At 71.9% G+C, this 10,660-nt stretch carries 11 protein-coding genes; 2 read left to right on the top strand and 9 right to left on the bottom strand.

The annotated features are described in order from the left end of the window. Positions 1-151 precede the first annotated feature (151 nt). The 4 genes from ABT186_RS29195 to ABT186_RS29180 form a co-directional block, all read right to left on the bottom strand. The gene (locus ABT186_RS29195) at positions 152-1,180 is read right to left on the bottom strand and encodes a 6-phosphofructokinase (RefSeq protein WP_351236721.1); all 1,029 of its coding nucleotides are present in this window, start codon (positions 1,178-1,180) and stop codon (positions 152-154) included. A 150-nt stretch (positions 1,181-1,330) separates the two neighbouring features. Next, entirely contained in the window at positions 1,331-1,978 is a 648-nt protein-coding gene (locus tag ABT186_RS29190; RefSeq protein ID WP_351236722.1) for a response regulator, read from the bottom strand. Between the two features lie 50 nt (positions 1,979-2,028). Further along, positions 2,029-3,246, bottom strand: a complete 1,218-nt coding sequence (gene macS / locus ABT186_RS29185; protein ID WP_351236719.1) for a MacS family sensor histidine kinase — start codon at positions 3,244-3,246, stop codon at positions 2,029-2,031. Between the two features lie 48 nt (positions 3,247-3,294). Continuing rightward, entirely contained in the window at positions 3,295-4,164 is an 870-nt protein-coding gene (locus ABT186_RS29180; protein WP_351236717.1) for a lysophospholipid acyltransferase family protein, read from the bottom strand. 163 nt (positions 4,165-4,327) lie between these two features. On the opposite strand from ABT186_RS29180, the gene ABT186_RS29175 reads away from it, so the two are divergent. Both ABT186_RS29175 and ABT186_RS29170 read left to right on the top strand, forming a co-directional pair. Then, positions 4,328-5,107 carry an alpha/beta hydrolase gene (locus ABT186_RS29175; RefSeq protein ID WP_351236715.1) on the top strand — a complete coding sequence of 260 codons (780 nt, stop codon included), beginning with the start codon at positions 4,328-4,330 and terminating at the stop codon, positions 5,105-5,107. Next, positions 5,100-5,669, top strand: coding sequence for a hypothetical protein (locus tag ABT186_RS29170; protein ID WP_351236714.1), 570 nt, complete (start codon positions 5,100-5,102; stop codon positions 5,667-5,669). The genes ABT186_RS29175 and ABT186_RS29170 overlap by 8 nt, the downstream gene beginning before the upstream one ends. A 3-nt stretch (positions 5,670-5,672) precedes the next feature. Here the strand turns inward: ABT186_RS29170 and ABT186_RS29165 are convergent, their stop codons facing one another. The 5 genes from ABT186_RS29165 to ABT186_RS29145 all read right to left on the bottom strand — a co-directional run bounded on the left by ABT186_RS29165 (position 5,673) and on the right by ABT186_RS29145 (position 10,651). Beyond that, positions 5,673-6,428, bottom strand: coding sequence for an endonuclease/exonuclease/phosphatase family protein (locus ABT186_RS29165; protein WP_351236713.1), 756 nt, complete (start codon positions 6,426-6,428; stop codon positions 5,673-5,675). A 109-nt stretch (positions 6,429-6,537) separates the two neighbouring features. After that, positions 6,538-7,491, bottom strand: a complete 954-nt coding sequence (locus ABT186_RS29160) for an ROK family glucokinase (RefSeq protein WP_351236711.1) — start codon at positions 7,489-7,491, stop codon at positions 6,538-6,540. Positions 7,492-7,664: 173 nt separating this feature from the next. Further along, positions 7,665-8,150 (bottom strand): DUF5304 domain-containing protein, encoded by a 486-nt coding sequence (locus ABT186_RS29155; RefSeq protein ID WP_351236709.1) that lies wholly within the window; start codon positions 8,148-8,150, stop codon positions 7,665-7,667. Positions 8,151-8,857: 707 nt separating this feature from the next. Further along, positions 8,858-10,027 (bottom strand): ArsA family ATPase, encoded by a 1,170-nt coding sequence (locus ABT186_RS29150; RefSeq protein WP_351236707.1) that lies wholly within the window; start codon positions 10,025-10,027, stop codon positions 8,858-8,860. A 180-nt stretch (positions 10,028-10,207) separates the two neighbouring features. Beyond that, on the bottom strand, positions 10,208-10,651 hold the full coding sequence (locus ABT186_RS29145) for an SRPBCC family protein (protein WP_351235980.1): 444 nt from the start codon (positions 10,649-10,651) through the stop codon (positions 10,208-10,210). Positions 10,652-10,660 lie beyond the last annotated feature (9 nt).

Here is a 10,660-nt window from a genome sequence, read left to right as displayed (position 1 = left end):
CACACCCGGCGAGAAAGGTGTGTCCGTGGGTCTGGGGGGAACAGGGTCGCGCCGGTCACCGAAACTGATGTGGGAGGGGGGACGGGAGAGGGGGGGAGGGGGGTGGGTGGGGGCGCGGGGGGGCGGCCCCCGCCCCACACACCGCGGAGGGTCAGCCGAAGAAGACGCCGACCTCCTCGTACAGCTTCGGGTCGACCGTCTTCAGCTTGGCCGTGGCCTCCGAGATCGGGACACGGACGATGTCCGTGCCGCGCAGGGCGACCATCTTGCCGAAGTCGCCGTCGCGGACCGCCTCGATGGCGTGCAGGCCGAAGCGGGTGGCGAGCCAGCGGTCGAAGGCGCTCGGCGTACCGCCGCGCTGGACGTGCCCGAGCACGGTCGTACGGGCCTCCTTGCCCGTACGCCGCTCGATCTCCTTCGCCAGCCATTCGCCGACACCCGAGAGGCGGACATGCCCGAACGAGTCCAGCGACCCGTCCTTGAGCACCATGTCGCCGTCCTTCGGCATCGCCCCCTCGGCCACGACCACGATCGGCGCGTACGACGCCTTGAACCGGGACGTCACCCATGCGCACACCTGGTCGACGTCGAAGCGCTGTTCGGGGATGAGGATGACATTGGCCCCGCCCGCGAGCCCCGAGTGGATGGCGATCCAGCCCGCGTGGCGGCCCATCACCTCCACCACCAGCACCCGCATGTGCGACTCCGCCGTCGTGTGCAGACGGTCGATCGCCTCGGTCGCGATGTTGACGGCGGTGTCGAAGCCGAAGGTGTAGTCCGTGGCGGACAGGTCGTTGTCGATGGTCTTCGGCACGCCGATGACATGGACGCCGTACTCGTCGGCCAGGCGCGCCGCGACCCCGAGCGTGTCCTCGCCGCCGATCGCGACGAGCGCGTCGACCTCCTCCTTCGCGAGGTTGTCCTTGATGCGGCGGATGCCGTTCTCCTGCTTGAGCGGATTGGTGCGCGAGGAGCCGAGGATGGTGCCGCCGCGGGGCAGGATGCCGCGCACGGCGGGGATGTCGAGCCGGACGGTGTCACCCTCGAGGGGACCCCGCCAGCCGTCACGGAAGCCGACGAAGTCATAGCCGTACTCCTGCACGCCCTTGCGGACGATGCCCCGGATGACGGCGTTGAGCCCGGGGCAGTCGCCGCCTCCGGTCAGTACTCCGACCCGCATGGAAATGTCCCTTCGCCGCGGTTGCCTGATGCGAGTCACGCTAATGGTGACGCACGTCACTCCGGCATGGCGAGGAAGGTCAATTCCGGTGAAATGTCGGGTAGTTGATCAGCGCAAATCCACTCGAAAGCGGGAATCCGCACGGGCGGTTCACTCGCCGTCGAGCCCCCACTCGATGGCGTACCGCACCAGTTCCACCCTGTTGTGCAACTGCAGCTTGCCCAGGGTGTTCTGGACGTGGTTCTGCACGGTGCGGTGCGAGATGACCAGGCGCTCGGCTATCTGCTTGTAACTCAGGCCCTTGGCGACCAGCCGCAGCACCTCCGTCTCGCGGTCGGTCAGCCGTGGTGCCCTGGGCTCGTCGGCGCCCGCGGCCGGGGCCGGTTCGGAGGCGAGGCGGCGGTACTCGCCGAGGACCAGGCCCGCGAGGCCGGGCGTGAACACCGGGTCGCCGACCGCCGTGCGGCGCACCGCGTCGATCAGCTCCTCCGTGGACGCCGACTTCAGCAGATAGCCCGTCGCGCCCGACTTCACCGCCTCCAGTACGTCCGCGTGCTCGCCGCTCGCCGACAGCACCAGGACCCTGAGCGCCGGGTTGGCGCCGACGAGTTCCTTGCAGACCTGGACGCCCGGCTTCGCGGGCAGGTTCAGGTCCAGGACGAGGACGTCGGGGGCGGCGGCCTGCGCGCGGCGCACCGCCTGCTCGCCGTCGCCCGCCGTGGCGACCACGTCGAAGCCCGACTCGGCCAGGTCGCGGGCGACGGCATCGCGCCACATGGGGTGGTCGTCGACCACCATGACCCTGATCGGCGCCTGGCCCGGCCCGCCCGTCGTCGTCCCGCTCTCCGTCACCGCTGCTCCGCCTTCCCCCGTGAAACCTTCGGTATCTTCAGTTCGACCTCGGTGCCCTGGCCCGGGACCGAGATCAGCTCGGCGCTCCCGCCGATGTCGCGCAGCCGGCCGCGGATCGACTGGGCCACCCCGAGCCGTCCCTCCCCCTCGGCCTGGGCAAGCCGCCCCTCCGGGATGCCGGGCCCGTCGTCCCGCACGGTCACGACGATCTCGTCCGGTTCGTCCTCGACCAGGATCCAGGCCCGTGCCGCGTCCCCCGCGTGTCTGCGGACATTGTCCAGTGCGGCACCGACGGCGGCGGCCACTTCGCGGGCCGCGGCCGGAGCGAGCGGCACCGGGGAACCGGGCTCGGAGAGCGTGACCCGCGCACCGGCGTACGGGGCGAGCAGGGAGCGCAGGTCGGCCGGGCCCTCCTCGGCGTCCGGCTCGTCGACCGCGCGGACGACCGCGCCGAGCGCCGCGTCCTCCGACACCCGTGAGGTGGGCACCAGACCGCCGGAGACCAGGGTGCGCAGGGCGACTTCCTGCTCCCCGGCCAGCCGGCCCAGCTCCGCGGCCTCACCGCCGAGGGCGGTGCCGCGCCGCTGCACCATGGCGAGCACCTGGAGCACGCTGTCGTGGATGTCCCGGGCCAGCCGCTCCCGTTCACGGGTCGCGGCCTCGATCTCCAGGGCGCGGGCGAGGGTGCGCTCGGAGGCACGGGCGACCTCGACGACGTACCCGATCGCGATGGAGGCGACCCAGACGAGGATCACGTTGTGCACGGTGTCGCGGGCCGGGGCGCCGCGTTCAATCAGGTTCGCCGCGGCGACCGGTGTGGAGGCGAAGGCCGCCCAGCGCCAGCCGCCCTTGATCGCGTACGCCAGAACGGACCCGGCGGTCCATATCGACGGCAGGGTCGGGCCGCCCGAGAGGATCCGCTCGTGCGTGTCGGCGAGGGGGGTGAGGAGGATGCCGGTGAGCGCGATGGTGAGGTCGACGGCCAGGAACCGCTTGGTGCAGCTCGCCGCGTTCGCGACCCTGGGGAGCGTGGCCAGCGTCCACACGAACAGTACGGCGTAGTACGCGACGGCCACCCAGGGCCGGGCGAACGTGCCGTGTGCGGTCACGAAGAGCCCGATCGCGTACAGCATCGTGAGCACGCGGTACGCCGCGAGCGCACGCCACAGCGGCTGCTCGACCGACATCCTGATGACTCGCTCGCGCTTGGCCATGCCCCCCCCTTTGGTCGTTCGCCTCCCCGAGCCGTACGGACCGCGCCCCTAGGAGCCCGCCGGTTCCTTCCCGGTGTCCTGGGCGGCGGCCGCCTTCTCCGCTGCCTTCGCCGTGTCCCTCTGCGCGTCCGTCAGGGCTGTTTCCCCCGCGTCCTTCTGCGCGTCCTTCCGGGCCGTGTTCTCCGCGTCCTTCTGCGCCTGTTCGGCTTCCTTCTGCGCCTGCTTCTCGGCCTGCTTCTCCGCCTTCGCCGCCTCCGCGATCTGCCGCTTGGCGGCGGTCGCATACATGTCGACGTATTCCTGGCCGGAAAGCTTCATGATCTCGTACATGACCTCGTCGGTCACCGCACGCAGCACGAACCGGTCGTGCTCCATGCCCTGGTACCGGCTGAAGTCCAGCGGCTTGCCGATGCGGATGCCGGGCCGCATCAGCTTGGGCATGATCTTCCCCGGCGGCTGGATCTTCTCCGTGTCGATCATGGCGACCGGGATCACGGGCGCCCCGGTGGCGAGCGCCACGCGCGCGAGGCCGCCGGGCTTGCCCCGGTAGAGGCGGCCGTCGGGCGAGCGGGTGCCCTCCGGGTAGATGCCGAACAACTCGCCGCGCTCCAGTACTTCTATGCCGCTCTTGATGGCGGCCTCGCCCGCCCCGCGGGCGCCCGAGCGGTCCACCGGAAGCTGGCCGACGCCCTTGAAGAAGGCGGCGGTCAGCTTGCCCTTCACGCCCGGCGTGGTGAAGTACTCGGCCTTCGCGATGAAGGTCACCTTGCGGTCGAGGACCGCGGGCAGGAAGAACGAGTCCGAGAAGGACAGGTGATTGCTCGCCAGGATCGCCGGGCCCTCGGCGGGAATGTTCTCGAGGCCTTCCACCCAGGGCCTGAAGGCGAGCTTCAGCGGCCCCCCGATGGATACCTTCATCGCGCCGTACAACAACCGAGTGCCTCCTGTATCTGTCGATCAGACCTTAACCCGGTCCACCCGTAAAGAACCCGACGACCCTGGTCGGTGTCAGTGCCGTCGCGTACGGTGAAGTACCTGCAATGAACGTGCCCAGCCCCTTTTCATGAACAGGAGACCGAACGTGCCGGTCCTCCCTGGAGCCGAGCCGTACCGCCACGACGGCGGGGAGATCGGCGTCCTCCTCTGCCACGGCTTCACCGGTTCCCCCCAGTCGCTGCGCCCCTGGGCGGAGTATCTCGCCGAGCGCGGGCTCACCGTCTCGCTGCCGCTGCTGCCCGGGCACGGCACGCGCTGGGAGGACATGCAGCTCACCAGCTGGCAGGACTGGTACGCGGAGGTGGACCGCGAGCTGCGCGCCCTGCGCGACCGCTGCTCGCAGGTGTTCGTGGCCGGCCTGTCCATGGGCGGTGCCCTGGCCCTTCGGCTCGCCGCCAAGCACGGGGAGGCGATCAGCGGCATCGTGGTCGTCAACCCGGCGAACAAGGTGCACGGCCTGTCGGCGTACGCCCTTCCGGTGGCCCGCCACCTTGTCCGTTCGACGAAGGGGATCACCAGCGACATCGCCAAGGAGGGCAGCGTGGAACTTGGCTACGACCGGGTGCCGCTGCACGCCGCCCACTCCCTGCGGAACTTCTTCCGGACGGTCGACGGCGAGCTGCCGCAGGTCACCCAGCCGCTGCTGCTCCTGCACAGCCCCCAGGACCATGTTGTGCCGCCGGTCGACTCGGCCCGGATCCTCGGCCGGGTCTCCTCCACGGACGTCAGGGAGATCCTGCTGGAACAGAGCTACCACGTGGCGACGTTGGACCACGACGCGGACCGGATCTTCGAGGAGAGCCACGCGTTCATCGGCCGGCTCGCGCCCAGTGTCGGCAAAGAAGGGACGGCCGCAGGTGGCTGAGCACGACTCCGACCGCGAGGACCGCGAGCCGGACGAGAAGGGCGTGCCTTTTGACGAGGAGGCCGCATGGGCGGCGATCGTCGCCGGGTACGGCGAGGAGCCGCCGGACCCGCCCGGCACGAAGCCGTTCAAGCCGGTCGAGAACCTGGCGCTGCCCGACTGGGAGCCGAACGGCGTCAAGGGCGACGACAAGGACAACAAGAAGGACGAGCCGGCGAAGCCGCTGGGCAGCTCGATCTCCTTCGCCCCCGGTGTGGGCCCGCGCGACTACACCGCGCCGGAGCCCTCCGAGGACGACTTCGACGAGGACGACGAGGGCCATTTCGTGCCCCCGGAGCCGCCGCCGCTGCCTGCGGCCGACACGACGGCGAAGTTCGCCTGGCTGGGGGTGGTCGGCGGCCCTGTTCTGCTTCTGCTGGCCGTCCTGCTCGGCTGGGAGATGACCTGGTGGCTCGCCACGGTCGGCGTCGGCGGCTTCCTGGGCGGCTTCGTGACGCTGGTGGTGCGCATGAAGACGGACGACGATGACGACGGCGATCCGGGCCGCGGCGCGGTGGTCTGAGAGCTACGCCGAGGGAACCCGGAGGGCGGCCAGCACGGGAAAGTGGTCCGTGGCCGCCCTCAGATCCGTCTCCGTCACACCCGGGTGGCCCAGCGGGACCCCGCAGCCGAGGACCTCGATGCCCTTCGTGGTGAAGATCGCGTCGATGCGCTGGTAGGGGTCGGGGGGCGTCCATGTGTACTCGGCGCCCCAGGGGGCGGCGGCCCAGCCGTCCCGGAGGTCGGTGGCCAGGCGCTCGAAGGTGGGGCCGTCCGGGCGTTCGTTGAGGTCGCCGCCCGCGATGGCGTGCTCCACACCCATCCTGGCGAGCCGCTCGAGGAGCATGCCGCCCTGGTCGTACCGCTCGTCCTTCTGCAGGCTCAGATGGCAGCTGAGTACCCCCAGCCGGGCGCCGCCGAACCGCACGACGGCTGTGGCGAAGCCCCGCCGGTGCAGCCCGGGGGTGAGCGGCAGCAGTACGTCCTCGGTGCGTTCGACCGTGGCCCGGAGCGAGCAGAGAATCGCCGGTCCCGCCGCGGTCGCACCGCCCGTGAGGATCACCAGACCGGAGGACGCGGCGAGCCGGGCGAGTTTCTTCCGCCAGCGGAAGAAACGGGGGGCCTCCTGGACGAGGACGAGGTCCGGGGCACAGGCGCTGATCACCCGGGCGAGCGCGTCGGTGTCGTCACGCATCGAGCGGATGTTGTAGCTGAGGACCCGGAGGACGGCCGAACCGTCGGGCTCGGTGCGGGAGTTGGGCAGCGTGATGGTCGTCGCCATGCCGATCAAGATACGCCGGGGCGTCGGCCGGGAGGCGATGGGCGGATTCGGGCCGCTGCCGGGACGTGAAACGCCCGCACATATGGCCCGAATCCGCCCATGGCCGTCGTCACATGACCGGGTCGGGCTCCCGGGCCAGGTCCGCGGCTCCCACCAGGCCCGCCTCGTTGCCCAGCTGGGCGGCGATGACGTCGGCGACCGGGCGCCAGTTGCCGCCGACCAGCCAGCGCTTGTACGACTTGCGGATCGGCTCGAGCACCAGCTCGCCCTCGTCCGAGAGGCCGCCGCCCACGATGAACGCGGAGGGGTCGAAGAGCGAGGCCAGATCGGCGAGGCCGGCGCCGGCCCAGCGGGCGAGTTCGCGGTAGGAGTCGACGGCGACCGGGTCGCCCTGGCGGGCGGCCATGGAGATGTGCTTGCCCTCGATGCCCTCGGGGGTGCCGTCGCCCAGCGAGAGCAGCAGTTCGGCGTTCTCGGGGGTGGCGTTGGCGCGCTGCTTCGCGTACCGGACGAGGGCGCGGCCGGAGGCGTACTGCTCCCAGCAGCCCTGCGAGCCGCAGCCGCACAGCAGACCGTCCGGGACCATCCGGATGTGGCCGAACTCGGCGGCCACGCCGAAGTGGCCGCGGCGGAGCTTGTTGCCGATGATGATGCCGCCGCCGAGGCCGGTGCCGAGCGTGATGCAGATGACGTTGCGGTGGCCCTTGCCCGCGCCGAACTTGTACTCGCCCCACGCGGCCGCGTTAGCGTCGTTCTCCACGACCACCGGAAGGCCCACACGGGCCTCGACCTTCTCCTTCAGCGGCTCCTGACGCCAGTCGATGTTCGGCGCGAAGTAGACGGTGGAGCGCTGACGGTTGACGTATCCGGCGGCGCCGATCCCGACACCCACGATTTCATGCCCTGCACGGGCGCCCTCGACGGCTGCGGCAATGGCGTCCACGATGGCCTCGGGCGTGCCCGGAGTCGGCACCTTGTGGGTCGAGAGGATGTTGCCTTCCTCGTCGACCACACCGGCCGCGATCTTCGTGCCGCCGATGTCGACGCCGATGGTGAGTCCCATGAATCCCTCAGTTTCGGTCGAGCCCCGCTACGGCCAACCGTACCCGAGGCCCTGCCGTCAGGCTCCCGTCGTCCGCCCGCCGGGCAGGCGGGACTGACGGCAGGGCCTCACGGGGGCTTGAGGGTGTCGGACTGCTCTCGGCCCTCGGAACGCCCGGCACGCCCGGGCTCGCCCTAGTCGAGGTCGATGTGCTCCCCGGGCCCCTGCTCCCCGTCCTCCCGGCGCGGGTCGGAGTCGCGGGAGGTGCGGTTCGTCCAGCGGCGTTCCTGGGCCTCGACGGCGGAGCGGTAGGCCGCGAGCAGCTCCGAGCCGGCCGCAGCGAGATGGTCGAAGACGTCCGGGTTGCGGTCGATGACGGGTTCCACGGCGGCCTTGGCCTGCTGCACCACCTGGTGGACCATCTGCTGGGCCGCGCCCGAGGCGGCGGCGCCGAACAGCGGCGTCTGCAGGCCGGACAGCTTGTCCGCGACGGCGTCGACGAGCTTGCGCAGCTCCTCGGCGGCCGTGCCGGGCGGTGGGCCGTACCGGGCCCGGCGGCGGGCCTTCTCCGCGGCGAGATCCTCGGCGCATGCCTTCGCCCAGGCGTCGGCGTCGGTCGCCCGGACCTCGTCGACGGCCTCCTCCTGAGCGGCGTCGGACGTGGGGCGCTCTTCGCTCATGGCGGACTCCTGACTGCGGTTCGTACCCCCGACGTTACCCGAACGGGGGTACGTCCTTCACCGGCCGCCACCCCGCCACTCGGCCCGCCCGGGGCGGACCGGTCCCCGGAGCCCGGGGACCTCTCGGAGCCCGGGGCGGACCGGTTCCCGGAGCCCGGGGGCCACCTCATCGGAGCCCGGAGGCGGACCGGTTCCCGGAGCCCGGAGGCGCCACGCTTCCCGGCAGCCAAGCCCCACCCGGAACCCAGAGCGAGCAGCCGCCCGGAGCCCCGGAGCAGACCACTTACCCGAAGCCCGAGGCGGGCACCCCCCCGGCGGCCGGAAGCGGACCACTTCCCGAAAACCGGAAAGGGCCAGCCCCGGCGGCAGGGAGCAAACCACCACCCGAAGCCGGGAAGACACCGCTCCCCGGACCCCGATGCGGGCAACCTCCCGCAGCCGGGAACGGACCACTTTCCGAAGCCCGGAAGCAGGCAGCCCCCGGCGTGCGGGAGCAGACCGCTGTCCGGCTGCCGGGAGAACCCGGCACCGGGAGACGGACCGCTGTCCAGAACCGGAAGGCGGGAGACCCCCGGCGGCCGGGAGCAGACCACCACCCGGAACCCGGAGACAGACCGCTCACCCGAAGCCCGGAGGCGGCAGCCTCGCCGCACCGTGTCCCGGGACCCGGGCCAAGCAGCCTCCCGGCGCTCTCGTTCCGGGACCGGTCAGATGTGGTGGGGCCACAGCTCCGGGTCCGGTGCGAAGCGGATGCGCAGCTCGCTCTCGCGCAGGGCCGCGCCGGCCACGGTGCAGCGGCGCAGGGCCGAGGGGAGCGGAACGATCCGGCGGAACGGACCCACCGTCAGGACGAGTTCGTCGCCCCGCCGGACGAGGTCCAGTGCTTCGCGTATCGCGCCGGAAAGGGGGATGTGCCACACGAGCACGCCGTCCTCGGCGAGGCGGTCCTCCACGGGCCACTCGACCGGGGCAGGCGCCGGGTTGACGGCGGGGGCCGCGAGCGCGGCGAGGTCGTCGGCGCCGCGCGGGTCGTGGCCAAGGTGCGGGACGCCGTGGACGGCGTACGTCCCCTGCCACTCCTCCAGGCCCTTGCGCTGCTGGGCGGCGAGGCTCGCGAGCCAGGTGTCGTGGCCGGTGTCGGGCAGGACACGGTTGGCGACCAGGGTCTCGGGGCGCAGGCCCCGCAGGGCGAGACCGGTGACGGCGGCACGGACGGCGTCTCCACCGGCCGGACCCGGCTCGGCGACCAGCCACACGCTGGTCGCGCGGTCGGCCACGACGGCCTCGGTGGCGGCCAGCTCGATGTCCCAGCGGGCGGCCGTCTCGTACAGCCACTCGGCGGGCATCGGGACGCCGGCGAGCCGGCCGAGGACCGGGCGCAGGGCGCGGGCGGCCTGCCGTTCCTGCGGGAGCAGACGGCGCAGATAGCGGCGGAGTTCCTCCGGGAGGGCGAGGAGGGCGAGCGCCTGCGGGGCCGGGGGCAGGTCGACGACGAGAAGGTCGTACGACTCCGAGAGCGCGGCGTCGCGCAGGGCGCGCAGCAGGGCGAGTTCCTCGGCGCCGGGCAGGGCGGTGACCTCCTCGGCGTCCAGCCGGGCGGCACCGAGGAGGTCGAGCACTCCGGCCGCGCGGTCCTGGAAGGCGGCCAGGTCCTCGCGGAAGCGTTCGGCGGCGTCGGGACGCCAGGCCATGAGGTTGGGGGCGGCTTCCACGAGGGAGGCACCGGTGCTTGCGCCGAGTACGGCACCGAGGGTGTCCGTACGGTCGGCGCTGAGCACGAGGGTGCGGGTGCCCTGGCGGGCGGCATTCAGCGCGGTGGCTGCGGCGACGGTGGTTCGGCCACAGCCGCCGGGGCCGGTGATCAGGATGGTGCGCATGGGGGTGAACGGTACCCGTGCCTTGCCGGCCGGCTGAGCAGGACATCGGCGAGCCCCCGGCTCACGGGCAGCGCCTGGGGGCTCCGCCCCCAGACCCCCGATCGGCCTGAACGGTCTCGTCCTCGAACGCCGGACGGGCTGGTCACGCGAGGACTGGGCCGAGAAGTGCCCCTCGCGCGCTTACTCCTCCCCCGACTCCACCCTCTTCTTCAGCCCCGCCAGCGCCCGGTCGATGATGACCTTCTCGGCCTTGCGCTTGATCATGCCGAGCATCGGGATCTTGACGTCCACCGTCAGCCGGTACGTGACCTCCGTGCCGCCCGAGCCCGCCGGCTTCAGGAGGTAGGAGCCGTCCAGGGAGCGGAGCATCTGGGACTTGACCAGGGTCCACGAGACCTCGCTGTCGCCCGTCCAGGTGTACGCGAGCGTCTGGTCGTCCTTGATCGCACCGGCGTCCATGACAAGACGCACCTGCTCGGCGCGGCCCCGCGCGTCCGTCGCGAGGACCTCCGCCTCCTTCACCTCTCCCGTCCAGTCCGGGTAGCGCGCGAAGTCGGCGATCACCCGCATGACGTCGGCCGGAGCCGCCTCGATCGTGATGCTCGAGCTGGTGTGTTCCGCCATCGCCGTGGC

The sequence above is a fragment of the Streptomyces sp. NPDC001634 genome (assembly GCF_040298185.1).
Lineage (GTDB): Bacteria > Actinomycetota > Actinomycetes > Streptomycetales > Streptomycetaceae > Streptomyces.
Note: the sequence above shows the minus strand (reverse complement) of the source record. Positions and strands in the feature narration are given on the sequence as shown.

Excerpts from the sequence above, each read along its gene's own strand:
- ABT186_RS29195 (WP_351236721.1), bottom strand. The coding sequence starts at position 1,180 with ATGCGGGTCGGAGTACTGACCGGAGGCGGCGACTGCCCCGGGCTCAAC.
- ABT186_RS29190 (WP_351236722.1), bottom strand. The coding sequence starts at position 1,978 with ATGGTGGTCGACGACCACCCCATGTGGCGCGATGCCGTCGCCCGCGAC.
- macS (WP_351236719.1), bottom strand. The coding sequence starts at position 3,246 with ATGGCCAAGCGCGAGCGAGTCATCAGGATGTCGGTCGAGCAGCCGCTG.
- ABT186_RS29180 (WP_351236717.1), bottom strand. The coding sequence starts at position 4,164 with ATGAAGGTATCCATCGGGGGGCCGCTGAAGCTCGCCTTCAGGCCCTGG.
- ABT186_RS29165 (WP_351236713.1), bottom strand. The coding sequence starts at position 6,428 with ATGGCGACGACCATCACGCTGCCCAACTCCCGCACCGAGCCCGACGGT.
- ABT186_RS29160 (WP_351236711.1), bottom strand. The coding sequence starts at position 7,491 with ATGGGACTCACCATCGGCGTCGACATCGGCGGCACGAAGATCGCGGCC.
- ABT186_RS29155 (WP_351236709.1), bottom strand. The coding sequence starts at position 8,150 with ATGAGCGAAGAGCGCCCCACGTCCGACGCCGCTCAGGAGGAGGCCGTC.
- ABT186_RS29150 (WP_351236707.1), bottom strand. The coding sequence starts at position 10,027 with ATGCGCACCATCCTGATCACCGGCCCCGGCGGCTGTGGCCGAACCACC.
- ABT186_RS29145 (WP_351235980.1), bottom strand. The coding sequence starts at position 10,651 with ATGGCGGAACACACCAGCTCGAGCATCACGATCGAGGCGGCTCCGGCC.